General features: G+C 62.7%; 19 protein-coding genes and 1 other RNA gene. 14 read left to right on the top strand and 6 right to left on the bottom strand.

What is annotated here, in order from left to right; translation table 11 throughout:
• The first annotated feature begins 60 nt into the window (after nucleotides 1-60).
• The 8 genes from purM (at nucleotide 61) to H8S57_RS05380 (ending at nucleotide 13832) form a co-directional block, all read left to right on the top strand.
• Nucleotides 61-1107, top strand: a complete 1047-nt coding sequence (gene purM / locus H8S57_RS05415) for a phosphoribosylformylglycinamidine cyclo-ligase (RefSeq protein ID WP_186907063.1) — start codon at nucleotides 61-63, stop codon at nucleotides 1105-1107.
• A 109-nt stretch (nucleotides 1108-1216) separates the two neighbouring features.
• Nucleotides 1217-1858, top strand: a complete 642-nt coding sequence (purN, locus tag H8S57_RS05410; RefSeq protein ID WP_186907062.1) for a phosphoribosylglycinamide formyltransferase — start codon at nucleotides 1217-1219, stop codon at nucleotides 1856-1858.
• Nucleotides 1855-2562: an IMP cyclohydrolase gene (locus H8S57_RS05405; protein ID WP_186907061.1), complete on the top strand. Its 708-nt coding sequence runs from the start codon at nucleotides 1855-1857 to the stop codon at nucleotides 2560-2562. Before purN ends, H8S57_RS05405 begins: the two co-directional genes overlap by 4 nt.
• 84 nt (nucleotides 2563-2646) lie before the next feature.
• Entirely contained in the window at nucleotides 2647-3819 is a 1173-nt protein-coding gene (locus H8S57_RS05400) for a phosphoribosylaminoimidazolecarboxamide formyltransferase (protein WP_186907060.1), read from the top strand.
• Nucleotides 3820-3953: 134 nt separating this feature from the next.
• Complete coding sequence (purD, locus tag H8S57_RS05395; RefSeq protein WP_186907059.1) at nucleotides 3954-5210, top strand: phosphoribosylamine--glycine ligase; 1257 nt, start codon at nucleotides 3954-3956, stop codon at nucleotides 5208-5210.
• A gap of 94 nt (nucleotides 5211-5304) precedes the next feature.
• Nucleotides 5305-6387, top strand: a complete 1083-nt coding sequence (locus tag H8S57_RS05390) for a YkvI family membrane protein (protein ID WP_186907058.1) — start codon at nucleotides 5305-5307, stop codon at nucleotides 6385-6387.
• Nucleotides 6388-6484: 97 nt separating this feature from the next.
• On the top strand, nucleotides 6485-9079 hold the full coding sequence (locus H8S57_RS05385) for an EAL domain-containing protein (protein ID WP_186907057.1): 2595 nt from the start codon (nucleotides 6485-6487) through the stop codon (nucleotides 9077-9079).
• Between the two features lie 124 nt (nucleotides 9080-9203).
• Nucleotides 9204-13832, top strand: coding sequence for a PAS domain-containing protein (locus H8S57_RS05380; protein WP_186907056.1), 4629 nt, complete (start codon nucleotides 9204-9206; stop codon nucleotides 13830-13832).
• Between the two features lie 98 nt (nucleotides 13833-13930).
• On the opposite strand, the gene H8S57_RS05375 is transcribed toward H8S57_RS05380, so the two are convergent.
• Entirely contained in the window at nucleotides 13931-14791 is an 861-nt protein-coding gene (locus H8S57_RS05375) for a patatin-like phospholipase family protein (RefSeq protein ID WP_352408941.1), read from the bottom strand.
• Between the two features lie 181 nt (nucleotides 14792-14972).
• Between H8S57_RS05375 and H8S57_RS05370 the strand changes: the two genes are divergently transcribed.
• Complete coding sequence (locus tag H8S57_RS05370) at nucleotides 14973-15422, top strand: MarR family winged helix-turn-helix transcriptional regulator (protein WP_186907054.1); 450 nt, start codon at nucleotides 14973-14975, stop codon at nucleotides 15420-15422.
• A complete protein-coding gene (locus H8S57_RS05365; protein WP_186907053.1) occupies nucleotides 15407-16177 on the top strand; it encodes a sulfite exporter TauE/SafE family protein in 771 nt (256 codons plus the stop codon). The genes H8S57_RS05370 and H8S57_RS05365 overlap by 16 nt, the downstream gene beginning before the upstream one ends.
• Nucleotides 16178-16521: 344 nt before the next feature.
• Here the strand turns inward: H8S57_RS05365 and H8S57_RS05360 are convergent, their stop codons facing one another.
• From H8S57_RS05360 to H8S57_RS05345, 4 genes are all read right to left on the bottom strand, one after another.
• On the bottom strand, nucleotides 16522-16674 hold the full coding sequence (locus H8S57_RS05360) for a hypothetical protein (protein ID WP_186907052.1): 153 nt from the start codon (nucleotides 16672-16674) through the stop codon (nucleotides 16522-16524).
• 103 nt (nucleotides 16675-16777) lie between these two features.
• A complete protein-coding gene (locus H8S57_RS05355; protein WP_186907051.1) occupies nucleotides 16778-18004 on the bottom strand; it encodes an aspartate kinase in 1227 nt (408 codons plus the stop codon).
• 82 nt (nucleotides 18005-18086) lie between these two features.
• The gene (locus H8S57_RS05350; RefSeq protein ID WP_186907050.1) at nucleotides 18087-19301 is read right to left on the bottom strand and encodes a homoserine dehydrogenase; all 1215 of its coding nucleotides are present in this window, start codon (nucleotides 19299-19301) and stop codon (nucleotides 18087-18089) included.
• Between the two features lie 34 nt (nucleotides 19302-19335).
• The gene (locus tag H8S57_RS05345; RefSeq protein ID WP_186907049.1) at nucleotides 19336-19776 is read right to left on the bottom strand and encodes an ACT domain-containing protein; all 441 of its coding nucleotides are present in this window, start codon (nucleotides 19774-19776) and stop codon (nucleotides 19336-19338) included.
• Between the two features lie 182 nt (nucleotides 19777-19958).
• On the opposite strand from H8S57_RS05345, the gene ytvI reads away from it, so the two are divergent.
• Nucleotides 19959-21038, top strand: a complete 1080-nt coding sequence (gene ytvI / locus H8S57_RS05340; protein WP_186907048.1) for a sporulation integral membrane protein YtvI — start codon at nucleotides 19959-19961, stop codon at nucleotides 21036-21038.
• Between the two features lie 112 nt (nucleotides 21039-21150).
• Here ytvI and H8S57_RS05335 read toward each other — a convergent pair whose 3' ends face one another.
• Nucleotides 21151-23829 carry a transglycosylase domain-containing protein gene (locus tag H8S57_RS05335; protein ID WP_243204708.1) on the bottom strand — a complete coding sequence of 893 codons (2679 nt, stop codon included), beginning with the start codon at nucleotides 23827-23829 and terminating at the stop codon, nucleotides 21151-21153.
• 238 nt (nucleotides 23830-24067) lie between these two features.
• On the opposite strand from H8S57_RS05335, the gene H8S57_RS05330 reads away from it, so the two are divergent.
• From H8S57_RS05330 to H8S57_RS05320, 3 genes are all read left to right on the top strand, one after another.
• Nucleotides 24068-24373 (top strand): DUF1292 domain-containing protein, encoded by a 306-nt coding sequence (locus tag H8S57_RS05330; RefSeq protein WP_207723709.1) that lies wholly within the window; start codon nucleotides 24068-24070, stop codon nucleotides 24371-24373.
• 20 nt (nucleotides 24374-24393) lie between these two features.
• Nucleotides 24394-24596, top strand: a non-coding RNA gene (gene ssrS / locus H8S57_RS05325) — 6S RNA.
• Nucleotides 24597-24753: 157 nt separating this feature from the next.
• On the top strand, nucleotides 24754-26349 hold the full coding sequence (locus tag H8S57_RS05320) for a peptidylprolyl isomerase (protein ID WP_186907046.1): 1596 nt from the start codon (nucleotides 24754-24756) through the stop codon (nucleotides 26347-26349).
• Nucleotides 26350-26612: the final 263 nt, after the last annotated feature.

The following is a 26612-nucleotide window of genomic DNA, read 5'->3' as shown; positions in this document are numbered from 1 at the left end:
TAAGGCGTCCTTCGCAGGCATATGTCCTGCTTCGGACTTCTTTGGAAAATGGAGGTCTGTATGAAGAATTCTCATTCTGAATCCTACGCCGCCGCCGGCGTGGACGTGACCGCCGGTTACGAGGCGGTCAACCGCATCAAGCCCCTGGTCGAATCCACCTATATTCCCGGCGTCATGGGCACCCTGGGCGGCTTCGGCGGTCTGTTTGCCCCCAACTGCGCGGGCATGGATAAGCCCCTTTTGGTCTCCGGCACGGACGGCGTGGGCACCAAGCTGAAGATCGCCTTTCTGATGGACAAGCACGACACCGTGGGCATCGACTGTGTGGCCATGTGCGTCAACGATATCATCTGCGCCGGGGCCATGCCCCTGTTTTTCCTGGATTATCTGGCCGTGGGCAAGAACCTGCCCAGCCGCATCGAGGCCATCGTTTCCGGCGTCACCGAAGGCTGCCGCCAGGCGGGCTGCGCCCTGGTGGGCGGCGAGACCGCCGAGATGCCCGGCTTCTACCCGGAACAGGAATACGATCTGGCCGGCTTCTCCGTTGGTCTGGTGGATCAGGCCAAAATGATCGACGGCTCCACGCTGCAGGAGGGGGACCTGCTCATCGGCCTGGGCTCCAACGGCGTGCACTCCAACGGTTTTTCCCTGGTGCGCAAGGTCTTCGGCATTGCCGACGACGCCAAGCCCCTGGAGACCTACGTGTCCGATCTGGGCCATACGCTGGGAGAGGAGCTGCTGCGTCCCACCCACATCTATGTGCGCTCCATCCGCTGCCTGCGGCAGCACGGGGTGGACGTGAAGGCGGTCAGCCACATCACCGGCGGCGGCCTGTATGAGAACGTGCCCCGCATGATGAAGGAGGGGCTCACCGCCCGGATCCAGACCGCTTCTTTCCCGGTGCCCCCGATCTTCGAACTGATCCAAAAGGCCGGAGACATCCCCGCGCGGGATATGTACAACACCTTCAACATGGGCATCGGCCTGGTCATCGCCATCCCCAAGGACCAGATCGGCAACGCCCTGGACGTGCTGGCCCGGGCCGGAGAGCAGTCCTATGTGATCGGTTCCGTGGTCAAGGGCGACGCGGGCGTGGAGCTGGTATGAGCCCGGGCGGCAGCGAAGGCGCCCTCCTGACCGCGGGGGCGTCCGCGCCGCCTGCGCACGACTTCGAAATTCATTTCCGCCTCCGGCGGAAACTCTGCGAGGTATCACTATGACACGAATCGCCGTGCTGGTGTCCGGAGGCGGCACCAATCTCCAGGCGCTCATCGACGCGCAGGGACGGGGAGAGCTGAAAAACGGTGTCATCGCCGCCGTGATCTCCTCCCGCGCCGACGCTTTTGCTCTGGAACGGGCCGCCCGGGCCGGTATCCCCGGCTATGTGGTCTCCCGGAAGGACTACGGCTCCAACCGGGAGATGACCGCCGCCCTGGTGGAGCAGCTGCGCGGGCTGGAGATCGGCCTGGTAGTGCTGGCGGGCTTCCTGCACATCCTCACCGAGGAGATGGTGCAGGCCTATCCCAACGCCATTCTCAACGTCCATCCCGCCCTGATCCCTTCCTTCTGCGGCGCGGGCTATTACGGCCTGCATGTCCACGAAAAAGCTCTGGACTATGGCGTCAAGGTCACCGGCGCCACCGTCCATTTCGTCAACGAGGAGCCGGACGGCGGTCCCATCGTACTGCAAAAGGCGGTGGACATCCGGGAGGACGACACGCCGGAGACGCTCCAGCGCCGGGTCATGGAGCAGTGTGAGTGGAGCATCCTGCCCCGGGCCGTATCCCTGTTCTGCGAGGGCCGCCTCCACGTGGAGGGGCGGCACGTCAAAATAACCGAGGGAGCTGTTTGGCAATGAAAACGCTTGATCTGACCGCGCTGCTGCGCACCAATCCCTATCCCGGCCGGGGCATCGTACTGGGCCGCTCTCCCGACGGGGCGAAGGCTGTGATCGCCTATTTCATTATGGGCCGCAGCGAAAATTCCCGCAACCGGGTGTTTGTGGAGACCCCCGACGGCATCCGTACCCAGGCCTTTGACCCCTCTAAAATGACCGATCCGTCCCTGATCATCTACGCCCCGGTGCGGGTCTTCGGCACCTCTACCATCGTCACCAACGGCGACCAGACCGACACCGTCCGGGAGGGCCTGGCGGCGGGCAAGACCTTTGCCCAGGCCCTGCATACCCGCACGTTTGAGCCGGACGGCCCCAACTACACGCCCCGCATTTCCGGCCTGGTGCACGGCAATGGCGACTATACCCTGTCCATTCTGAAAAGCGCGGACGGCGAGGCGTCCTCCTGCCGCCGGTACTTTTTCGCCTACGAAAACCCCATTGCCGGCCAGGGGCATTTTATCCATACCTACCTGGGCGACGGCGATCCCCTCCCCTCTTTTGAGGGCGAGCCGGAGCAGGTGGCCATCACCAGCGAGACGCCGCAGGAATTTGCCCATCTGCTGTGGAACAACCTCAACGAAGACAACAAGGTCTCCCTCTTCGTGCGCTATATCGACCTGGAGCGGGGTGCCTGGGAGAGCGTCATCATCAATCAGCACGCGTAAGTCCGGCGGGCGGCCGCAGGCCGCCCCGCTGCACGCGATATGGCAGGGGCGGCCTGCGGCCGCCCGCATTATGGAGGTCGAATCATGACGGAACTGGAATTGAAATACGGCTGCAACCCCAACCAAAAGCCCGCCCGTATCTTTATGGACTCCGGCGAGCTTCCCATCAAGGTCCTCAACGGCAGGCCCGGCTATATCAACTTTATGGACGCCTTCAATTCCTGGCAGCTGGTCCGGGAGCTCAAGGCCGCCACCGGCCTGCCCTCCGCGGCGTCCTTCAAGCATGTCTCCCCCGCCGGGGCCGCTGTGGGCACCCCCCTCAGCGACGTGGAGCGGAAGATCTATTTTGCCGAGGATATGGACCTTTCTCCCATCGCCTGCGCCTATGTGAAGGCCCGCGGCGCCGACCGGCTGTGCTCCTACGGCGACTGGGCCGCGCTCTCCGATGTGTGCGACGCGCCCACCGCCCGCTACCTGGCCATGGAGGTCTCCGACGGCGTGATTGCCCCCGGCTATACCGACGAGGCGCTGAGGATCCTCAAGGGCAAGCGCAAAGGCGGCTATAACGTGGTGCAGATGGACCCGGACTACGTGCCCCGTTCCATTGAGCGCAAAGACGTGTACGGCATTACCTTCGAGCAGGGCCGCAATCATTTTGAGATCAACGAGGCCCTGCTGGAAAACCTCGTCACGGACAACCGCGACCTGCCCGGGCAGGCCAAGCGTGATCTCGTCCTGGCCCTGATCACGCTGAAGTACACCCAGTCCAACTCCGTGTGCTACACCAAGGACGGCCAGGCCATCGGCGTGGGCGCCGGCCAGCAAAGCCGCATCCACTGCACCCGTCTGGCCGGCAACAAAGCCGACAACTGGCTGCTGCGCCAGCACCCCAAGGTGCTCTCCCTCCCCTTTGTGGAGGGGATCCGCCGGCCCGACCGGGACAACGCCATCGACGTCTACATCTCCGACGAGTACGAGGACGTGCTGGCCGACGGCGTGTGGCAGAACACCTTTAAAACCAGGCCCGAGGTGCTCACTGCGGCGGAAAAGAAGGAATGGATCGCCCGCCAATCCGGGGTCAGCGTGGGCAGCGACGCCTTCTTCCCCTTCGGCGACAATGTGGAACGCGCCCGCAAGAGCGGTGTGCAGTATATCGCCCAGCCCGGCGGGAGCATCCGGGACGATCATGTCATCGACACCTGCAACAAGTACGGCATCGTCATGGCCTTTACCGGGATGCGTCTGTTCCACCACTGATCGCCGGGCGTTCCCGAAGGCTTTGACCCCTGTCGATCCCAGACCGCCGTGCCGCGGGGCGTTTCGGGCGGTCTGCGCCCCCGCGCCCCTGTGCGGGAAGGCGAACATTCTTCCACGCAAAGCGAGGTTATATGATGAAAGTACTGGTTGTCGGCGGAGGCGGGCGGGAGCACGCCATCTGCTGGAAGCTGAAGCAGAGCCCGTCGGTCCATGAACTCTACTGCGCCCCGGGCAACGGCGGCATCGCCTCCATCGCCCAGTGCGTCCCCATCGCCGCCACCGATGTGGAGGCCATGGTGGCCTGGGCCCGGGAACACGCGATGGATTTTGTGGTGGTGGCTCCGGACGACCCGCTGGCCCTTGGCATGGTGGACGCACTGGAGGCGGCCGGCATCCCCGCCTTTGGCCCCCGGAAAAACGCCGCGGTCATCGAGGCCAGCAAGATCTTTTCCAAGAACCTGATGGCCAAGTATCACATCCCCACCGCCAAATACCAGGCCTTTACCGGCCTGGACGCGGCGCTGGCCTATGTGGAGGCCGAGGGCGCCCCGATCGTGGTGAAGGCCGACGGCCTGGCCCTGGGCAAGGGCGTGATCGTAGCCCAGACGGTGGACGAGGCCAGGGCGGCGGTGCGCGCGATGATGAGCGACGGCAAGTTCGGCGCCGCAGGCGCCAGGCTGGTCATCGAGGAGTGCATGACCGGCCCTGAGGTAACGGTGCTTGCGTTCTGCGACGGAGCGCATCTTCTGTGCATGCCCTCTAGTCAGGATCACAAGCGGGCCTTTGACGGAAACCAAGGTCCCAACACCGGCGGCATGGGCGCCATCTCCCCTTCTCCCAACTACACGCAAGCGGTGGCCCAGCGGTGTATGGACGAGATCTTTCTGCCCACCGTTGCGGCGCTCCAGGCGGAGGGACGGCCGTTCCAGGGCGTGCTCTACTTCGGCCTGATGCTCACCCCCAGCGGGCCCAAGGTGGTGGAATACAACGCCCGCTTTGGCGACCCGGAGTGTCAGGCGGTGCTCTCCCTGCTGGAAAGCGACCTGTTGGAAATTTTTCAGGCATGTCGGACGGGCACGCTGGATAAAGTGGATATCAGGTGGAAGTCCGGCGCGGCCTGCTGCCTGGTGCTGGCTTCCGGCGGGTACCCCGCTGCTTACCAGAAGGGGTACCCCATCTCCGGTCTGGAACAGGCCGGCCGGTCCGCCGTGGTCTTCCACGCGGGGACCCGGCTGAGCGGGGACGGCACGGTCCTGACCAACGGCGGGCGGGTGCTGGGCGTGACTGCCACGGGCCTGGACCTGGAAGCCGCCATCCAGGCCGCTTACGCCGCCGCAAAGGAGATTTCCTTTACCGATATGCAGTTCCGCACCGACATTGGGCGGGTATAAGCAACGCTTTCGGCGGGGGCAGGCCCCGTCCTACGTGGGAAACCACTTGAAGTAGGGCGGCGGCCTGCCCCCGCCGCGTTTTGGAGGCAGATCCATGAAGAAAAAAATAACGCCGATGCAGATCGCCGTACTTTTTACGGGCAGTTTCCTGGGAGCGGGCTTCCTCTCCGGGCAGGAGCTGCTGCAGTTTTTCGGCCGGTTCGGCGCCTGGGGCCTGGCAGGCATGGTGCTGGCCATCGCGGCTTTCTGGCTCTTCGGCTGGATGGTGCTGGACATTGCCAAACGCACGGGATATACAGCCTTTGACAAAATCATCCTCCACGGAACGCACCCCGTCCTGCGCGGCTTTTTTTCCGCTGTGTTTCTCCTGTTCCTGTTCGGCTGCATGATGGGGATGATCGCCGGGTCAGGCGCCCTGCTGGAGCAGCTGTTCGGTATCCCCGCCCTGTTGGGCGACGCGGCCATGACGCTTCTCGTGCTGCTGGTAGCCGTGACCGGCGCGGCCGGACTGGTGGCCGCCTTTGGCGTGGTGGTGCCCCTGCTGGTGGGCGCCGCCGTTGTGGTGGGCGCCCTTGCCGTCCTCCGGCTGCCCACGGAAGGGCTTCCCGCCCTCCCCTTCGCCAGCGGCAACCCCCTGCTGGGCAACTGGCTGTTTTCCGCCGTATCCTTTATCTCCTACAATATGATGGCCGCCATTACCATCCTGGTCCCCCTGACCCAGGAGATGGAGGATACGCGCGCCATCCGCAGGGGCTTGGGGCTTGGCAGCCTCCTGCTGGCGGTCATTTTCATCTGCATCCTGCTGCCCATGATCCTCTTCCGCGCCCTGGTGGGGGATGCGGAACTGCCGATGCTGGCTCTGGCCTCTCAGGTCTTTCCCGCCCTCGGCGTGCTCTATGCGCTGCTGCTGCTGTGCGGCATGTTTACCGCCGCCCTGTCCAGCCTGTTCGGTATCACCTCCCGGCTGGAGGTGCGGCTGGGCGGCCGGCTGTCCCGGCGGTTTCTGGCCCTGCTGTGCGCCCTGGCCTTTGTGGGGAGCATCTTCGGCTTTAAGAATGTGGTCAGCTACGTCTACCCGCTCTGCGGCTATGTGGGCTTTTTTGCGCTGATCGGCGTGGCCCTCCATTTCCGCTTTTTGCACAAAGCCAGCGTGGCAGAGAACGCGCCCGCACCATAAATGTACCAAAATATTGCACTGCCTCCGCTTGTATGATAGAATCAGAAGGAGATACAACAAAATTGGGGATCCCCGCAGAGGACAAGGAGGCTCCGTCATGACGCTGCAGAAACAGATCCTGATCGTAGACGACGATCCGGTCAACCGCGCCGACCTCCGTACCATTCTCACGCCGGAGTATCGGGTGCTCGAGACGGAAAACGGCGCCCAGGCGCTTGGCGTACTGCGGGAGCGTCCGGATGAGATCGCGCTGATTCTGCTGGATCTGGTCCTGCCCGGGATGGACGGGTGCGCGTTTCTGGCCCAGGCAAAGGCGGAGCAGGCGCTCGCCTCCATCCCCGTGATCGTTACCACCCGTCAGGACAGCGAAGCCGCCGAGATAGCGGCTCTCTCCGGCGGCGCGGCGGATTTTGTGGTCAAACCTTACCGGCCTCAGGTCATCCTGCACCGGATCGCCAACATCATCCGCCTGCGGGAGACCTCCGCCATGATCTGTCAGGTGCAGTACGACCGGCTGACCGGTCTCTACAGCAAGGAATTTTTTTATCAGCAGGTCAAGCAGCTGCTCCTGCTGCACCCGGAACAGGAATACGACATCATCTGCTCTGACATTGAAAATTTTAAGCTGATCAACGATATGTTCGGCGTCCCCACCGGCGATTGCCTGCTGCGGGGCGTGGCGGAGCTGTATACCGGCCTGGTGGGAGACCAGGGCATCTGCGGCCATTTCAACGCGGACCGCTTCGCCTGCCTGCTCAAGCGTCAGGCGTGCTACACCGACACGCTGTTCCTCCGGTTTGGCGCCCAGGTCAACACCCTTTCCAACGCCAAAAACGTGATCATGAAGTGGGGCATCTATCCGGTGACGGACCGGACGCTGCCGGTGGAGCATATGTGCGACCGGGCCCTGCTGGCCGCCCGCAGCATCCGGGGCCAGTATGGGAAGCATTTCGCGCGCTACGACGACGCTCTGCGCAGTCCCCTTCTGCGGGAGCAGGCCATTACGGACAGCATGGAGGCGGCGCTTGCCCAGGATCAGTTCCAGATCTATTTGCAGCCCAAATACAACATCAAGGACGACCGGCTGGCCGGGGCGGAGGCATTGGTCCGCTGGCAGCACCCGGAATGGGGCCTTCTGCTGCCGTCGGAGTTCATCCCTCTGTTTGAAAAAAATGGTTTTATTACCAAGCTGGACCAGTATGTGTGGAACAAGGTCTGTTCCGTACTGCAGGCGTGGAGCGGCGCGGGCGGGGTACCGCTTTCCATCTCGGTCAATGTATCACGGGCCGATGTGTATCAGGCGGATCTGATCGAGCTTTTGACAGCCACCCTTGAAGCATACGGCCTTCCCGCCTCCAGCCTGCATCTGGAGATCACGGAGAGCGCCTACACGGAGCATCCGGACCAGCTGGCGGCCACGGTACGCCGGCTGCGGGAGCTGGGCTTTGTCATTGAAATGGACGACTTTGGAAGCGGCTACTCCTCCCTGAATATGCTCAATCAGATGCCGCTGGACATTCTGAAGCTGGATATGAAATTCATCCAGAGCGAGACGGCCAAGCCCGTGGATCAGGGGATCCTGCGCTTTATCATGGATCTGGCCCGCTGGATGAATCTGAGCGTAGTGGCCGAGGGCGTGGAGACCCGGGCGCAGCTGGAGCGTTTGCAGGAGATCGGCTGCGACTACGTACAGGGCTACTATTTTGCAAAGCCCATGCCCTGCTCCGCGTTTGAGGCGCTGCTGCGCAACCAGCAGGAGGCCCCGCCCCCCGCGGCTGCAAGCGCCGCTCCTTCGGAACGCCGCACCCAGATCCTGTTGGTGGCGGACGAGGATGCGGCCTACCGCTCCCAGGTACGCAAAACCTTTGGAGAGAGCTATCATGTGATTGAAGCCGCCGACGGCCATACGGCGATGGGCTGTATCGCCCACCGGGAACAGCAGATCGCCGCCGTTGTTCTGAGCCTGACTCTGCCCAGGGCCGAGGGGTTTTCCGTGCTGGAAGTGCTCCAGCGGGAAAAGGCGGTGTGGAAGATCCCCGTGGTGGCCACCGCTCCCGGAGACGCCCGGCTGGAAGAACGGGCCCTGGAACAGGGCGCGGACGACTTCGCCGCCAAACCGCACACGCAGAGGAGCCTGTGGAAGCGGGTCATGCGCGCGATGGGCGTCACCTCCTCCCGGGAGCGGGAACGGGCGCTGGAGGATGCCGCCTGCCGGGACTATCTGACCGGCCTGCTCAACCGCCGCGGCCTGCACACAGCGGCGCTGGCCCTGCGGCGGGAGGATTTGCCCGCGGCCGTCTACATGTTCGACCTGGATAATCTCAAGCAGATCAACGACACCTTCGGCCACGCGGAGGGGGACCGGATCCTCAAACGCTTCGCCTCCGTGCTGCGTAGGCAGACCCGCGGCAGCGACATTCTCGTCCGCCTGGGCGGCGACGAATTTGTGGTGGTCATGAAGCAGATGCCCTCGCCGGAAACCACCCTCAAAAAGGGCTGCTCCATCTGCCGGGCCTTTCGGCAGGAGGAGGGCTGCGGCCCCTTCCCCGCCTCCTGCTCGGCCGGCGCGGTCATCTGCACCCGGGCGGAGACCCTGACGGCGGAGACCCTCGCCTATGCCGACGAGGCCCTGTACCGTGCCAAGTCGAACCAGAAGGGCGGCTGCTGCCTGTGGACGGGAACGCACGCATGATGCATCCAAACGGCCGCCGGGCGGAAGGCTCATCCAGCCAGGCCCACCCCTCCGGACAGTCTCAGTCAGGCTCGCTCGGATCGTATGCTCTGAGCAGAGCGGTGAAAGCAGAGGTGCGCAAACTATGACGCAGCAAGGCGTCTCTCCTGCCCCCTCCACCGGTCAGTTGTCCGCCGTACTGGACCACGCGCCCGTGGCGATCTGCGTCAGCGCGGCGGACAGCCGGGAGCTGCTGTATGCCAATGCGCTGGCAAAGCGGCTTTTTCCGCACGAGGGTACCCTTCAGGGGATCACCTGTTATCAGGCCGCAGGCTTTGACGCCCCCTGCCCCTTCTGCCAGGCCGACCGTCTGAGCGACACGGAGCTGCCGGTGCGCCGCTTCCGCCACCCAGACACACAGCGTCTGTATCAGTTCAGCGGCAAACTGATCGACTGGGCCGGCCGGAGCGCTTACATCGAATACATTCTGGACGTGACGCAGACGCAGCGGGAGGAGGAGCAGTCCAAGGCCCTTCAGGCCGAGCTTTGGGCTATCTTCAGCAATATCCCCTGCGGTCTGTGCGTCTACCGGTCCGACGGCGCCCGGCTTATCCCGGTGTTCCGCAACCCGGCTTTTTATGAGATCATCGGCTGCAGTCAGGAGCATATCCAAGCGCTGGAGGACCGGGTCGGCGTGCTGGGCGTTCACCCGGAAGATCGGTCCGCCCTCTATCGGGTCATGGAGGACGCCCTCCGGCAGGGGAATGCCGTCCTCCAGCATACCTACCGGCTCTGGAATGACCGCAGGCAGGAGTACCGCCGGATCCGCCTGGACGGCTCGGTCAAGTCCCAGCCGGATGGCAGTCAGCTTTTGTACGGCATATACAGCGACATCAGCCCAACGATGAACCTGGAGCCGGAGTTGACGCGCGCCAGCGAAAAGCTCCAGGACATCGTCAACGCCATTCCGGGCGGCGTGGTGATCTACAGGGCCTCGGACCGCTTCGAGGCCGTGTACTTTTCCGACGGCGTTCCAGCCCTGACCGGCCATACTCCGGCGGAATACGCCCAGCTCATCCAACGGGATGCCACGGAGCTGGTTTACCGGGAGGATGCCCCCATGGTGATCGCTCAGGCCCGGATGGTCCTCGAGACCCATCAGCTCTCCACCTTTGAGTTTCGCAAGCTGCACCGGGACGGCCACATCGTATGGGTCCGGGCCCTGGTAAAATGGCTGGGCGAAGAGGGGGGGCTTCCTCTGCTCCACTGTGTGCTCCACAACATCTCCGATCTGAAGGAAGCCCAGCTGGAGATGGATCATCTGGTCAATTCCATTCCCGGCGGTATCGCCAGCTACCGGCTGGAGGGGACACGCCTGATCCCCACCTTCTTTTCAGACGGCGTCCCCGCGCTCTCCGGGCACACGCGTGAAGAATTTGCGGCAATGGTCCGGGCGGATCCCCTGGGCACAGTCTTTGAATCCGACCGTCCCCGGGTCTTGGCCGCCGCCAGGGACACGCTGGAACACGGCAAGCTGCTGGATATCTCCTATCGGATGCGCCACAAAAACGGCGAGCTGATCTGGCTCCATCTCAACGCACGCAGGTTGGACCCGCTGGCCGAAAGCATCCGCCTTTATGCGGTCTTTACCGGCATGTCGCCGGAGACCCGCCTGTTTCAGAGCATCACCAACGAAGCGGCGGACGGTGTCTACGTCATCGACCGGGAAAATTACGACCTGCTCTACGTCAACGAATCCCGGCGGCTGTTCGGCAGCGGTCAGATCTGCATCGGTCAAAAATGCTATGCGGCCCTTCACGGACGCGCTTCTCCCTGTGAGTTCTGCACGCTGCAGGGCCACGCGCCGGATGGCGTCGACCACGAGATGGTGGTTGGAAACCGGTTCTACAGCACCCGCTTCCGGGAGACCGTTTGGTACGGCATCCCGGCCTACGTGAAATACGTCCGGGACGTTACGTGGACCGTGCGCGCCCAGCGGGAAAAAGACCGGCTGGAGCAATATTTTCAGACGATACTCAAGCACCTGCCCGGCGGCGTGGCCGTGGTGCGTCTGCATCCGAACGGGCATATGACGCCGGAGTTTCTGTCCGAAGGCTTTGCCGCGATGACCGGCATGACGCCGGAGCAGGCCTGGCAGCTGTACCGGGACGACGCTACGGCCGGGGTGCATCCGGACGATCTGGGCCGATTGGAGGAACTGGCCTCCAACTTTCTGTCCAGCCGGAACCGCCATTGCCAGGCCGTATACCGCCTGCAAAACGGCGGCGGCGGCTACCTCTGGGTCAAAATCAACCTCACCCTGATCCAGAGTTCCGACGGCGAGCGCCGGATCTATGCCGGCTATCACGATATCACCCGGGAGCGCGAGGAGCAGGAACGGCTTCGCCAGCAGTACAACGAACTGATCCTGCAGCACTACCGCACCCCCGGCCCAAATACCCTGATCGCAGGTCACTGCAATTTGACCCAAGACCGGCTTGTAGAGCTCATCGACTATACGGACGCCGGCCTGTCCGTCTCCACAGGCCCGACCCGCGAGGATCTGTTTCGCGCATTGGCCCGCTTTATCATGGATGGCGAGGAGCGATGCGACTTTCTGGATACATACCGGAACGCGCCTGCCCGCGCGGCATTTGCCCGGGGAGAGACGGAGTTGGTACGCACCTGCTTTATCCGGTTTCCTCAGGAACGCCAGGGACGTTACGCCCAGTTCAAGGTCCATCTGGTGGAGACTCCGGACACGGGAGACCTTACCGGTATTCTGACCGTCACCGACGTCACCGAACAGACGGTATCCGAACGCATTCTGCATCAGCTCTCGGTGGCCAGCTATGATATGGTAGCGGACGTGGATCTGCAAAACGACCGCTATACCATCCTGACCGCCGCCGAAAGCGCCAGCGATCTCTCCGCCCGCAGTGGCTGCCATTCCGAGCAGGTGGCGCATATGCTGGCCCACCAGGTACTCCCCAAGGATCAGGCCCGCACGGAACAGATGCTGACTCCGGCTTATCTGCTGGGCCGGCTGGAACGGGAGGGCACCTATTCCTTCCCCTATTCTATCTTGAGCGAAAGCGGCGCGCTTCTGACCAAAAACATGACGGTCTTTGCCGCCGACCTGCGGCTGAAGCGGATCTGTCTGGCCCGGACCGACATTTCGGATTCGGTCCGGGAGCAGCAGGGCCTGCTCAACGTGATCGCCTACACCTTTGAGCTTCTGGCCCTGGTCAGCCTTGACACGGGACGTCTTACCCTGTATACCCGTCAGACGATATTGGAAAACCTTCCGCCTCTGGTTCTGGAGGATTACAGCAGCGCGGTGGAGCATTTTTTCACCGCGCATGCCCCCGACGCGGAACGCGAGACCGTGAGACGCCAGCTCCAGCTGGATCCCCTGCTGCAGAGACTGGCCCGGACTCCTCTGGGCTACGACTTCGTCATGCCTTACCAAACCAAGGGCGGGCTTCGGTACAAGCAGATCAATGTTTTGTGGGGGGACGCCAACCGCAAAACGCTGTGCATGGTCCGGGCGGACGTGACGGACATGCTCTCAGCCGAGCGCCGGAGCAACGCCGAGCTGGAAAAAGCCCTTGCGCTGGCCGAGGCGGCCAACCGGGCCAAAAGCGAGTTTCTTTCTTCCATGAGCCACGACATCCGCACCCCCATGAACGCCATCATGGGGATGACCGCTCTGGCTTCGGCTCATCTGGACGACCATACGCGGGTGGCAGACTGTCTGCGGAAGATCGACCACGCCTCCCAGCATCTTTTGAGTTTGATCAACGATATCCTGGATATGAACAAGATCGAACACGCCAAACTCGCCCTCAGCATCACGCGGGTCTCCCTCCCAGACCTGGTAGAGCAGCTTTTTGCCATGCTGGAACCTCAGGCGCAGGCGGCAGGACTGCACTTCGTCCTGCACAGCGCCTCGATCCGTCACTCGTATTTTTATGGGGACGCGCTGCGGATCAACCAGATCCTGATCAATCTTCTGGGCAACGCCATCAAATTCACGCCGGAGGGCGGACAGGTGGATTTCCAGGTGGAGGAGGTACCTCCGCTCCGGCCGAAGGGACGCTGCCGTTACCGTTTCACGGTCCGGGACACGGGCATCGGGATGCCGGAACCGTTCCTGCAGCATCTCTTCGAACCCTTTACCCGCGGCCGCTGGAGCGCCCATGTGGAGGGTTCCGGGCTGGGGCTGAGCATCACCAAAGGGCTGATCGACCTGATGGGCGGCACGATCTCCGTGGAGAGCCAGGTACGCCGCGGAAGCGTTTTCCGGGTCGAGCTGGAAGGGGAAGTCGCCGCGCCGCCTCTCTCCGCCGTCCCGGAGCTTCCCGCGGGCGGCGCGGAACCCGCCCTGGCCGGACGCCACTTCCTGGTGGCAGAGGACAATCTCATCAACGCGGAGATCCTCTGTGAACTGCTTCAAATGTATGGGGCCCAGTCCATCCGAAAGGCGGACGGCATCCAAACGGTACGCGCCTTTACCGAGGCCCCGCCGGGGACGTTCGACGCGATCCTGATGGATATCCGAATGCCCGGAATGAACGGGTACGAGGCGACCCGCGCCATCCGGGCGCTGGAGCGGTCCGACGCCGTAGGCATCCCCATCATCGCCATGACCGCCAACGCCTTTCCGGAGGACGTTCAGGCTGCGCTGGATGCCGGGATGGACGCCCATGTGGCAAAGCCCATTGACTTTCCCCTGTTTTTGGCCACGCTGTCCCATCTGCTGAACGGGTGAAGCGGCTGCGCCGCCTGTCCTGTCCCATCGTTTCTCTGCGTTTGTATCCCTTCAAACCAAAGGGCGCGGGATTCTTCCCGCGCCCTTCGCCGTTCCGTTTAACCCTGCCCCCAGAAAGCGCGCACCTCGGCCAGACGCTCCCGGCCCTGGTCGCAGCCGTCCTGCCACAGCGCACGGATCTTTTCCACGTCCCGCTCGGTACGGGAAAAGCCCCGGGTGCTGTGCGGGGCAAACACCATCGCCCGCCCCTCCCGTTCCAGCTGAAACAGCTTCTCCCGTGCCGCATTGTAGGTCTCCGCCCGACGGCGCATCGTGTCGCAAAAACGGGGGTATCTCCGATAGGTCTGCTCCAGCAGGGTCTGGAGCTTCTCAGGGGCGCGCCGGTAGTCCCGCTCCCGGGTGAGCACTACGACCACCCGGTCGCAGCCCTGGTCAAACGCACGTTCATAGGGGATGGCATCCGCCGCGCCGCCGTCCAGGCAGGGCCTGCCGCCGATCGTGTAGACCGGGAACAGAAGCGGCAGGGCGCAGGTCGCCTGCAGGACCTTATCCTCGTCGTGCCCAGGAGGCACCGGCAGATATTCCGCCCGCCCTGTATCCAGATTGGTCACCACGGCCTCCACCTGCCCGGGATAAGCGGCATAGGCATCGTAGTCAAAGGGCACCAGCTCATCCGGTATGGTCGTATAGATGAACTCCAGCCCGAAATAAGAGCGGTTACCCCGCCGCAGCAGGTTGTAAAACCCCATATAGCGCTTGTCGTTGACAAAGCGTGTGAGGATCTCCAGGTTACGCCCCCGCTGCCGGGAAACATAGCTCACGCCATAGGCGATGCCCGCGGAGACGCCGACTACGTAATCGGGCAGCGCCGTATCCAGCAGCGCGTCGCACACGCCGCAGGAAAAAATGGTACGGAAGGCGCCGCCCTCCAGCACGATTCCCGTCTTCAAGCCAATCACTTCCTCTTTTTGATTATACGTCCGGGTATCTCCATGTGTAAAGACTCTTTTGTACGGCACGGCGCAGCTGCACCCGCGCCGCAGTACCGGTTTGCCCGGCACAGGTCTTGACTTTTGGTGGAAAAGGGTTATAATAGTTCTCGTTTGAATCGTTCTTTTTTGAACTACATGGAGGTGCGCCATGTCCGACCCCTGCGACCTGCTGCAGCTGTTCCAGCTCTGCCGCCGCCGCTATGCCGCCGCCCTGCACCCGGTGGAGCGGACCTGGGGGCTGACCCGCAATGAAATCGATGTGATCCTCTTCCTCTCCAACCATCCGGGGCTGGACACCGCCCGGGACATCGTGGCGCTGCGCTCCCTGTCCAAATCCCACGTCTGCAAATCAGTGGACCGTCTGACCCGGCGTGGCTTTCTGGCCGGAGCACAGGACGCGCAGGACCGGCGTTACATCCATCTGCGCCTGCTGCCCGCCGCCGCCGGCGCAGTGCGGCAGGCCCAGCAGGCCCAGCGGAGCTTCTTTCAGGCGCTGTTCCAGTCGGTAGCCCCGGAGGACCGGCAGGTCCTGAACCGGGTGATCGGGCAATTTTTTCAAAATATGAAGGAGGCCTCTGACGTATGCTCCTCAAATTGATCGTCTGTATCATCGCCGGCCTGGGGGCCGGTGTCGGAACGGGACTGGCGGGCCTGTCCGCCGCCGCGGTCATCTCCCCGATGCTCATCACCTTCCTCGGCTTTCCGGCCTACGAGGCAGTGGGTATCTCTCTGGCCTCCGATGTGCTGGCTTCAGCGGTGTCCGCCTATACGTACGGAAAACATAAGAATCTGGACATCAAAAACGGGCTGGTCATGCTGCTGGCTGTTCTGGTGTTCACGCTGGTGGGCAGCTGGGCCGCCTCCCGGATGCCCAATACCGCCATGGGCGGTTTTTCCGTGCTCATGACGCTTCTGCTGGGCATCAAATTTATCGTGCGCCCTGTCATGACCACGAAGGAGACCCAGGAGCATAAGACTCTGCGGCAGAAAGTGGTCCAATCCATCCTCTGCGGAATCCTGGTGGGCTTCATCTGCGGCTTTGTGGGCGCGGGCGGCGGCATGATGATGCTGCTGGTGCTTACCAGCGTGCTGGGGTACGAATTGAAGACCGCCGTTGGCACCAGCGTATTCATTATGACCTTTACCGCCTTCACCGGCGCGGCCTCCCACATGGCCATCGGCGGCGCGCCCGATCTGTCCGCCCTGATTCTCTGCGTCATCGCCACCCTGGCCGGAGCCCGCGGCTCCGCGCTCTTTGCCAACAAGGCCGAACCCAGGACCCTCAACCGCATTACCGGCGTGGTCCTGGCCGCCCTGGGCGCGGCCATGCTGATCGTCAAATTTCTGACCTGATAGGCGTTTGCTCCCCCAAACACAGGCAGACGCCGCATCCCATGGCGCAGGCGCGGAAAACGTCCGGCGGACCATACAGGTCCGCCGGACGTTTCAGCCTGTCGAAAAAGGCCTTTGGCCTTTTTCGACAGAGGGATGCATGACGGACAGGGCTCGATTCTGGCAGAAAAGTCGCCCTGTCCGTCATGAGAGGTGTCATTTCCGACGCGCATGTCGCCGGAAATGACGGAGTTTCCTTTCCTTCCGTCGTCTGCGGACGACGGAACTCTGCGAGGCTCTTCTCCAAGAGGGTTTTTCAACAGCCTGAAACGTCCGGCGGACCATACAGGTCCGCCGGACGTTTTTTACAGAGCGAGCAGATGACTGCGTCTCCAGTCCCGTCTGTGCCAGCGCCAGAGAAACAGCAGCGCCCGCAGGCACTCGCCGCGGGCCATGGCGATCCACAGCCCCGCCGGTCCTGGTATGGGTCCGGGGTAGTCGATCCCTTCCCGGGCCAATATTGCGCGGATATGGGGCCTGCTCCTGCATGGAAGCGGCGATAAACAGCTCACGCCGATTGAAAATGGTCGGCACCGCGCGTCTCTCCCCGCTGGGATCCATTCAGTTTCCCGTCCCGAATTCGCTGAAGAAGCGGTCGTGGATGACCTGGACCGCCCGGTCGGCATCGGCCAGATCCACCAGCACGGAGACCTTGATCTCACTGGTGGAGATCATATTGATATTGATGCCGGCGTTATACAGGGCCTCAAACATCTTGGCGGCCACGCCGGGGTTATGGACCATGCCCGCGCCTACGATGGAAATCTTGGCGATCTGGTCGCTCACGTCGATGTGGTCGAAGCCCAGCAGCTCCACATGATCCTCCAGCAGCTTCTTGGTGCGCTCCATATCCTGCTTGCCCACGGTGAAGCTGATGTCCTTGGTATTGTGGCGGCCGATGGACTGGAGGATAATGTCCACGTTTACGTTTTCCTTGGCCAGCAGGGAGAAGATCTTAAAGGCGATACCGGGCTGGTCGGCCAGGCCCACCACGGCCAGACGGGCCACGTTTTTATCCTTTGCCACACCGCTGACGTGCATTTTTTCCATGGTTTTTGCAACCTCCTTGACTTTGGTGCCGGGCTTTCCGGAAAAGCTGGAGAGCACCTCCAGCTTGACGCCGTAGCGCTTGGCCATCTCCACGCTGCGGTTGTGGAGCACCTGGGCGCCCAGGGTGGCCAGCTCCAGCATTTCATCGTACGTGATCTCGTCCAGCTGGGCCGCGCCCTCCACGCTGCGGGGATCGGCAGTGAAGACGCCGTCCACGTCGGTATAGATCTGGCACAGATCCGCGTGGAGCACGGCCGCCAGGGCCACCGCCGAAGTATCCGAACCGCCCCGGCCCAGGGTGGTGATATCGTCGTATTTATTGATCCCCTGGAAGCCGGTGACGATGACGATGGCCTTTTTGTCCAGCTCGGCCAACACCCGCTCGGTATCGATGCGCTTGATGCGTGCGTCGCTGTAGACGGAGTTGGTGCGGAAGCCCGCCTGCCAGCCGGTCAGGGAGACCACCGGATAACCCATCGCCTCGATCGCCATGGCGCACAGGGAACAGGAGATCTGCTCGCCGGTGGACAGGAGCATATCCATCTCCCGCTTGGAGGCATGCGGATTGATCTGAGCCGCCTTGGCGATCAGGTCATCGGTGGTATCCCCCTGGGCGGAGAGCACCGCCAGCACGTTATGGCCCCGGCGGTAGGTCTCGGTAATGATGCGGGCCACGTTGCGGATGCGGTCGGCATCCGCGACGGAGGTGCCGCCGAATTTCTGTACAATGAGTCCCATTGGTATATGTACCCCCTATTAGGAAAATGTGATCGTCTTTACGGGGCCCGGCATACGCCGGGCCTTACGCCATCTTATGCCCTCAGTCCAGCACCCGGAACACGCAGACGCAGTCCAGGCCGCACAGGGCCTGGTCCAGCATTCCCCGGGTCAGGGCCGTTCCGGTGAGGAAGGCGCACTCCCCCTCCGGCGCGCCGGGACGGGCCAGGAAAACGGCCCCGGGGAACGCGGCGCGCACCTGGTCCGAAGCGGCGTTGGCGCGGACGTACCACACGCTCTCCACCCCGGCGGGCGGCACGGCCACCTCGGCCCCGCCCGGCCCCCAGCCCAGGTATTTCTTGGTCTTCATGTGCTTTGCCGCGTCGATCACATCGGCCACTACAGCGGACGCGGTGGGCAGCTTGCCCGCGCCCCGGCCGTAGAACATCACGTCTCCGATGGCGTTGCCCCGGACGGTGATGGCGTTGAACACGTCCTCCACTCCGGAGAGCGGGTCCTCCAGATCCACCAGATGCGGGGCCACGAAGGCGCAGACCCTGCCGTCGGGGCGGTGGATGGCGCGGCCCAGCAGCTTGATTTTTTTGCCGCAGGACTCGGCATACGCCACGTCGGCCAGCGTCACGCCGGTGATACCCTGGGTAGGCACCTGATCGGGATACACGTGGCGTCCAAAGGCCAGCGAAGCCAGGATGCAGATTTTGCGGCAGGCGTCGTGCCCTTCGATATCGGCGGTGGGATCCTGCTCGGCATAGCCGTTTTCCTGGGCCTCCTTCAGCGCCGCAGCAAAGCTCAGCCCCGCCCGGATCATGCGGGTGAGGATATAGTTGGTGGTGCCGTTGAGGATGCCGCAGATCTCGGTGATCTCATTGGCGGCCAGGCATTGATTCAGCGGGCGGATGATGGGGATACCGCCCCCCACGCTGGCCTCAAAGAGATAGCTCACGCCGTGCTCCTCCGCCAGCTTCAGCAGGTCATAGCCGTGCTCGGCCACCAGCTCCTTGTTGGAGGTCACCACGCTTTTGCCCGCCTTCAGCGCCCGTTCGGTAAATTCCCTGGCCACCCTGGCCCCGCCGATGGTCTCCACCACGATATTGACCTCGGGGTCGTTCTCAATGATGGAAAAATCGTGGATGACCTTGTCCGCAAAGGGGCTGTCCGGAAAGTCCTTCACATCCAGGATATACTTCAGCCGGATCAGGTCCTCCACCTTGTGATCGATATGCTCCCCATTGGTAGCCAGCACCTCCGCGACGCCGGAGCCTACCACGCCGAAGCCTAAAATCGCCACATTGACCATTTCTCGTTTCCTCCCTTTCGTCTGCGGGACGTCCTTATCCCGCCAAAATCTCACACCGGAGCACACCCTCCACCTGAAGCGCCAGCTGGAGCAGTTCCTCCATGGACACCGTCAGGCCCGAGGTCTCCGCCCCGATGGTCACCGCGGCACAGCCGCTGACCGGAATGCCCTGATTGATGGTCAGAATATTCCCGCCCTGTTGGGCAAAGATATTCAGGACCGAGGAGAGCACGCCCGGTTCATCCTTCAACAGGATCTGAAACGTGACGATGCGCCCGTGGAGCATGTCGTTGAAGGGCCGCACCGTGTCCTTATACTTATAAAAGGCGCTGCGGCTGATCCCCACCCGCCGGGTGGCCAGATTCACCGTATCCACCTCACCGGTCTCCAACAGGCGCTTGGCCTCCGCTACCTTGAGAAAGACTTCCGGCAGTGCACCGGCTTCCACGATAAAATATGCGGGTGTTTTGCCCATCTTATGCACTCCTCCCTCCGCATGTCCGTGCTGGAAAGTCATTTGTTTTCCGTGTGAAGCCTATTGTAGCACACCCACCTGCCCGGCGCAAGCCAAAATCCGCCCTCGTTCCCCCCAATTTCATCGATCCTGCCAAGGGAATTCCCGTCATTTTGTACATATTTTTCGGAAGGGGGGCTTTTATGCCGAAGGACAGGCACGCGCGCTTCCTTCTGGGGCTGCTGTATGCCGGGTTGGGCGTGGGCGCGCTTTGGCTGTGTATGCGTTTCCTGCTGCCCTGGCTGGCGCCTTTTCTGATTGCCCTGGCATTGGCCGCCCTGCTGGAGCCCGGCGTACGGCTGCTGTCCCAGCGGCTGCATCTGCCCCGCTGGGGCGCCTCGGCCCTGTGCGCCGGGCTGCTCTCCCTCCTGCTGCTGGCCGGGCTGGGGCTTCTGCTCTGGCGGCTTGGTTATGAGGCCGCATTGCTGCTGGGCCGTCTGCCCACGCTGCTCTCCGGTCTGCCCACCCTGACCCGCCGGCTGGAGGGATGGCTCTACCGCTTTCAGGTCGCCCTTCCGGTACCGTTCCAGGAATACGCACAGCAGCTGATGGAGCGGCTTTTGGAGCAGGGCATCGCCCTGCCCAACCGTCTTTACGACACGCTGTCCGGAGCGGTGAGCAGCGCGCTGGCCGCCCTGCCTGCAGCCGGGCTTTTCCTGTTCACCACGCTGCTTGCCACCTATTTCATCAGCGCAGGGCGGCCGGAGCTGTGCGCCGCCCTGAAGCGCTCGATCCCGGAACGCTGGCGGGAGCCGGCCGCCCGGGGCGCCACCAGCCTGAAACAGGCCCTGGGCGGCTGGCTGAAGGCGCAGGGCCTGCTCATGCTGATCACCTTCGGGGAGCTGGCGCTGGGCCTGCTGCTGCTGCGGGTGGATCTTGCCCTGGTGCTCTCGGCTCTCATTGCCCTGGTGGACGCGCTGCCCGTATTGGGCACCGGGACGGTCCTGGTTCCATGGGCCCTGGTCTCCCTGCTGGGCGGGAACTGGAAGCTGGCGCTGGGACTTGCGGTGCTCTACGGGGTGATCTGGCTGGTACGCAGCCTCCTGGAACCCCGGCTGATCGGCTCCCGGGTCGGCCTGCCGCCCCTGGCCGCCCTGCTGAGTCTGTACGTCGGCTTTCAGGCGTTCGGCGTGGCCGGAATGATCCTGGCGCCCCTGCTGGCTGTGTTGGTACGGCAGCTGTGGAGCGCGCTGCGCCCGCACGCCGCGAATTCCCCGGCGTAGGGCGCCGGGGCCTCGCCTTGTCCGCCTTTCAGCAATGCCCGCAGCCTGTTCGGCCGCCGCAGCAAAGCGGAGCCCCCGGCGCAGAACGCCGGGGGCTCCGCTTTGCTGCGTTTTAGTGCGCCCCGTCCGCGGGGACGTAAGGCTCGTCCGGGGGCGGCGTCTCCGGCTCCGACGGTCCCAGCGGATAGTCGGGCTGCTGCGGGGGCTCCGATGGCTCCGGTGACTCCGTTGCCGGGGGCGCAGTGGGAATGGTGGGATAGGTGCTCGGGTTGGCCGGATCAAAGCCCGGCCACTGTTCCTGGGTCGGCCAGGTGGAAGGATCGGTCACATCGAAGAGATACGGATCATACTCCTCCGGCGGCGCCTCGATGGCCGACGTATGCACATCACAGGTCCCCTGGGCCTCCAGATAGCCCAACAGATACTGCCCATCGGCGGCCGCCTTGCCGCCCATGTTCTCCCGTACATAGTCGAGCACGCTCACGGTTTTCACCGAGGCCTGCTGATCCAGCCCCCCGCTGCCTTCCCGGGGGCAGAATTCGCCCGCCAGATGGTACAGTCCTGCGATCGGGCTGCCGCTGTCGTCCAGAATAGGACTGTCGGTGCAGACCTCCACATCGGCATGAAGGCTGCAGTCCTCCAGCGGCGCATCGCTGCGCAGGATAGTCGCCGTGGCCACCCGGCTGCCCCGTACATCGTGGGTGCAGGCCTCGGTGGCCCGCATGCCGCTGTCCAGACAGTACTGCACGGTGATCAGGTCGTCGGGCTTGCTGCCCAGTTCCCGGTTCTCCAGGCCCGCGTGGACCTGGCTCATGACCTTCTGCCACAGGACCGCCGCCGGGTTGCTGCCGCCCGCCCGGATGCGCTCGGGCAGTTCATACCCCACCCAGACGGCGGCGGTATAATAGGGGGTGTAGCCCACAAACCAGCGGTCGTTATTACTGGTGGTGGAACCGGTCTTGCCCGCCACGGTCATGCGGGAGATCTTGGCCTGGGTGCCGGTGCCGCTCTGGACCACCTGTTTGAGCAGATTGTTGATATACCAGACGGTAGAGGTCTTGAGCACCGGCGTGTCCTCCCGCTGGCTGTTGTCCAGCAGGATATTGCCCGCATCGTCCGTCACCCGCAGGTAGGTGCGGGGCCGGACATACAGCCCGCCCCGCTGGAAGACCGAGTACGCCCCGGCCATCTCGATGACCTTCACGCCGTCGGTCAGGCCGCCCAGGCCCAGCTGGGACAGACCCAGGTCGCTGACCGTCTTTCCGTTCACCTCGCGGCCCTGCTCCAGGGTGGTGATGCCGAAGCGCTGGGTCATATACTGGTAGGACTCAGCGGGCGTGACTTCCTGGAGCACGCGCACAGCCACCGGGTTGGAGGAGTCCTCCACCGCCTCGGTCACCGTCATCCTGCCCCGGTAGCTCAGATAGGAATTGGCCGGCCACGCGGTCCCGCCGAGCATCTGCACAGGATAGTCGTCAAAGGTGGAGATCGGGGAGATCAGCCCCATCTCCAGGGCGGGAGCGTAGACCGACAGAGGCTTGATGGAAGAGCCGGGCTGCCGGGTGGAACGGCTTGCAAAGTTCCATACCCGGTTGCTCTCCTTCTCCCCCATGGCGCCCGCCAGGCCCACCACGTTTCCGTCGGAATCAATGATGACGATGGCAGACTGGATCTGCTGTCCGGAATCGGAGGTGAGCACCAGGTTCTCCCGGTTGGTGTAGACCTCCTCCACGACAGCCTGGATGTCCGGGTCCGCGCAGGCGTAGATCTTCAGTCCGCCCGAGGTGACCATATTGGAGGCCAGGGTATCGGAATAGCCGTACTTGGCCGACAGGTCCTGGATCACATCGGTGATCACCTGCTCGTCGTACCAGTTGTAGATCACCGCGGGCTTCTCCTCGTCCACGCCCAGGGTAAAGTTCAGCTCCTCGGCCACGGCCGAGCGATACTCCTCCTCGGAGATCATGCCCAGATCCCACATTTTCCAGAGCACCAGTTCCTGCCGCTCCTTGTTGAAGTCCCGGGCGGTCTTTACCGCACCGGTGTCCGGGTCGGTAACACGGAGGTTGGAATTGGGGCCGTATTTGGAGGGGTTGTTGGTGATGCTGATGAGACTGGCGCATTCCGCCAGAGAGAGCTCGTCCAGTTCCTTGCCGAAGTAGTTCTGGGCGGCGGTAGCCACGCCGTAGCAGTTGTCGCCCAGATAGATATAGTTCAGGTACCACTCCATAATCTGTTCCTTGGAGTAGGTCTTGTCAAACTCCAGCGCCCGGAAGATCTCCAAGATCTTCCGCTTGACCGTCACATCGTCATACTGGGTAAAATTTTTGATGAGCTGCTGGGTAATGGTGGAGCCGCCCTGGATATCCTTGCCGGTAAACATCAGCAGCACGCCGTTGATGGTGCGCTTCCAGTCCACGCCGGGGTGGGTCCAGAACCGCTCGTCCTCAATGGCCACAGTGGCGTTGACCAGATTCTGCGGGATCGCTTCGAACTCCACCAGTTCCCGGTTCTCCGTTCCGTGGAGGGAGAGATGCTCCACATACTCCCCGGCGGAGTCCTTGTAATAAATGGTACTGGTCAGGTTCATGTCGAAATTGCCGTCCAGATGGGCGTTTGGAATGATGTAGGTCTGCACGTAGACCACGGCGAAGCAGGCCATGATGGCGCAGGTGATGACGCCGATGAGCACGAGGGTACCCAGCACCTTGCCCACCACGGCGGCGGCGGCAAATCCCGCGCTTCGCTGCCGCCGGTGTTTGCCGTGCTCCGGGTGATTGGTCGTTGCCAAAAAAAACACCTCCGAATTCTGGTGGAAAACAGCTTCCAAGACGAGTGCCGAAAACAGCATCTAAAATAACAGCTTATATTATAACATGAACTTCCAACTTGTCCACCCTAATATTTTACATTTTCTGGTCTTTGCCCCTTTCGTAAAATTTTGGCACGTCCTGCCCTTGCATTTTGCCGCCTGTGCGGTTACAATATGGATGAGAAAAACAGTCATTCAAGAAAGCGTGGTATGCGGAATGAGCGAGGGATTCGGACCGGATTTCATTACCATTACGGATGAGGACGGCAATGAATTCGAGCTGGAGCACCTGGACACAATAGAATATAACGGTCAGACCTACATGGCCTTTTTCCCTGCCGTGGAGGACGAAGGCGGCGAGGCTGTGGAGGATGTGGACCTGGACGAGGAATACGGTCTCATCATCCTGAAGGTGGTGGACGTGGACGGCGAGGAACAGCTCTCCACCCTGGACAGCGAGGAAGAGTTGGAGCTGGTCTATCAGCAGTTTATGGATGTTTTGTTTGACGAAGAGGGCGAATGATCGTTCCCCTTCCGCCGAGGTTTTTCCTGCTCGGTGCGTGACGGGCCCTATTTAAACCCACATCTCTGAAACGGGACGCCCCCTCACAGTGCGGACCGCAGGCCTCCCGGCCCCCTTCGCGGGGCGGCCGGAAGTTGGAAGCGACGAAACACCGTGGAGGCGACCCACCTGCCGATTTCGTGCAGGTTTTAAATCGGGCTCGCACGGCCAGAGCGGGGTCACCCCACGAAACATTGTTTCGTGGGGCTTTCTTTTTTCCCGGGGCTTTTGTTTGAACAAACTGTAAAACATCGTTTGGGGCTTGAAAGCCGGGCCAATTTCCTGTATAATGTCAAAATGCTATCGTGTAAGCAACATTTACGAGAGGACTGAAGCTACAAATGAGCGCATCCAGAGAAAAGAAACAGCGCCAAAACGACCCCAATCAGGGTCTGTCGCAAAAGCAGCGGAAGGAGCTTGAGGAACAGAAAGCCGCCAAGCACAAGGCCATACTATATACGGTCATCGGGATCGTGGTCGCTGCTCTTGTGGTCGTGCTGCTGGTGTGGCACTCCGGCTTCTTCCAGAGCCGTACGACCGCCGTCAGCGTAGGCGGCCGGGATTACAGTCCCGCCGACGTGGAATACTATTACCGCAGTCTGGTGCAGTACGAGTACTACCAGACCTACGCCTTTGACCCCCAGAGCGATCTGCGCACGCAGTACGTGGACGCCAACCAGACCCAGAGCTATCATGACAAGTTCCTTCAGACCACTCTGGAGACGCTGACCGAGGTGGCCGCCGTGGAAAATGCCGCCGAGGCCGAGGGCTTCACCCTCACCCAGGAGGAACTGGATCATGTGGCCGCCTCCGTGAACACCATGAAGGAGAACGCCTCCTCCAACGGTTACACCTATGCCACCTATCTGAAGGCGGTCTTCGGGCCCTATATGACCCCCAGCCGCTATGAAACCTGCATGAAGCGCGCGGCCCTGGTCAACAGCTACACCGCCAAGATCTCCGACTCCTTCGCCGTCTCCGACGAGGAGATCCAGACCTACTATGAAGCGCACGCCGCCGAGCTGGACAGCTACGACTATCGCTACCTCTTTATCAGCGGCACCGCTCCCAGCGGCACTGATTCCGAGGGCAATACCGTGGAGGCTACGGAGGAAGAAAAGGCCGCCGCTCTGGCCGCCGCCAAGGTCAAAGCGGACGAGCTGGTCTCCAAGGTCTCCGCGGCCGACGACCGCAGCGCCGCCTTTGCCGAACTGGCCCCCGATTATGTGGCCGAGAGCAGCCGCGCGTCCTATGAGAGCGACCCCGACTACTCCCTGCGCACCGGCACCTCCGGCTCCAGCCTGTCCTCCTATTCCACTTACGGCAGCTGGCTGACCGACGCGGACCGCAAGGCCGGCGACGTGGAGGTCATCGAAGGCAGCGGCGGCTATTATGTGGTGCTCTTCCTGGACCGCTATCTGGACGAGACCCCCACCGCCGACATCCGCCATATCCTCATCAAAGCCGAGCTGACCCAGGAGGATGACGCCGCCACCAGCGATGTGGACGAGTCCGCCGTGCCCACGCAGGAGGCCCTGGACGCCGCCAAGGCCGAGGCCGAGGACCTGCTGGCCCAGTGGGAGAGCGGAGAGCGGACCGCCGAATCGTTCGGCGCCCTGGCCGAAGCGCACTCCGACGATACCGGCTCCAATACCAACGGCGGCCTGTATGAAGCGGTCTACGACGGCCAGATGTTTGCCGGCTTCAACGACTGGATCTTCAACGATGAACACACCCAGGGCGATACCGGCCTGATTGAAAATACCCAGAGCGGCCAGCAGGGCTGGCATGTGATCTACTTCCAGTCCTGGAACGACCCCAAGTGGACGATCAGCGTGCGCAACACCCTGCTCAACGATCAGCTGACCGCCTGGGTCAACGGTCTGACCGAGGGGCTGGAGGTCGTCGAAGGCAGCGGCCTCTCCTACGTGGGCTGATCCGGTAATCCGGCTCGGCCGTCTGGCGGCATCCCAGCTCCGCACCGGGTTGCCGTTGCCCGCTTTGCTGTTTTCCGGACGCCGCGCTCCCCGCGCGGGGAGGCGGCGGGACAAAAGGCAACTCCGTCCGTTCCGGCGGTATGCACGTCGGAACGGACCCTTCCCATGACGGCCGGGGCGGCGATTGCACAAGCAATCGGGCCCCGGCCGTCATGCAGATGATGGGGAAGCAGGCGCCCTGCCTGTTTCGATCCGCCGGCCGG

The organism is Lawsonibacter hominis (assembly GCF_014287895.1).
Classification (GTDB): Bacteria; Bacillota; Clostridia; order Oscillospirales; family Oscillospiraceae; genus Lawsonibacter_A; species Lawsonibacter_A hominis.
Note: the sequence above shows the minus strand (reverse complement) of the source record. Positions and strands in the feature narration are given on the sequence as shown.

Excerpts from the sequence above, each read along its gene's own strand:
- purM (WP_186907063.1), top strand. The coding sequence starts at position 61 with ATGAAGAATTCTCATTCTGAATCCTACGCCGCCGCCGGCGTGGACGTG.
- purN (WP_186907062.1), top strand. The coding sequence starts at position 1,217 with ATGACACGAATCGCCGTGCTGGTGTCCGGAGGCGGCACCAATCTCCAG.
- H8S57_RS05405 (WP_186907061.1), top strand. The coding sequence starts at position 1,855 with ATGAAAACGCTTGATCTGACCGCGCTGCTGCGCACCAATCCCTATCCC.
- H8S57_RS05400 (WP_186907060.1), top strand. The coding sequence starts at position 2,647 with ATGACGGAACTGGAATTGAAATACGGCTGCAACCCCAACCAAAAGCCC.
- purD (WP_186907059.1), top strand. The coding sequence starts at position 3,954 with ATGAAAGTACTGGTTGTCGGCGGAGGCGGGCGGGAGCACGCCATCTGC.
- H8S57_RS05390 (WP_186907058.1), top strand. The coding sequence starts at position 5,305 with ATGAAGAAAAAAATAACGCCGATGCAGATCGCCGTACTTTTTACGGGC.
- H8S57_RS05385 (WP_186907057.1), top strand. The coding sequence starts at position 6,485 with ATGACGCTGCAGAAACAGATCCTGATCGTAGACGACGATCCGGTCAAC.
- H8S57_RS05380 (WP_186907056.1), top strand. The coding sequence starts at position 9,204 with ATGACGCAGCAAGGCGTCTCTCCTGCCCCCTCCACCGGTCAGTTGTCC.
- H8S57_RS05370 (WP_186907054.1), top strand. The coding sequence starts at position 14,973 with ATGTCCGACCCCTGCGACCTGCTGCAGCTGTTCCAGCTCTGCCGCCGC.
- H8S57_RS05365 (WP_186907053.1), top strand. The coding sequence starts at position 15,407 with ATGCTCCTCAAATTGATCGTCTGTATCATCGCCGGCCTGGGGGCCGGT.
- H8S57_RS05355 (WP_186907051.1), bottom strand. The coding sequence starts at position 18,004 with ATGGGACTCATTGTACAGAAATTCGGCGGCACCTCCGTCGCGGATGCC.
- H8S57_RS05350 (WP_186907050.1), bottom strand. The coding sequence starts at position 19,301 with ATGGTCAATGTGGCGATTTTAGGCTTCGGCGTGGTAGGCTCCGGCGTC.
- H8S57_RS05345 (WP_186907049.1), bottom strand. The coding sequence starts at position 19,776 with ATGGGCAAAACACCCGCATATTTTATCGTGGAAGCCGGTGCACTGCCG.
- ytvI (WP_186907048.1), top strand. The coding sequence starts at position 19,959 with ATGCCGAAGGACAGGCACGCGCGCTTCCTTCTGGGGCTGCTGTATGCC.
- H8S57_RS05330 (WP_207723709.1), top strand. The coding sequence starts at position 24,068 with ATGAGCGAGGGATTCGGACCGGATTTCATTACCATTACGGATGAGGAC.
- H8S57_RS05320 (WP_186907046.1), top strand. The coding sequence starts at position 24,754 with ATGAGCGCATCCAGAGAAAAGAAACAGCGCCAAAACGACCCCAATCAG.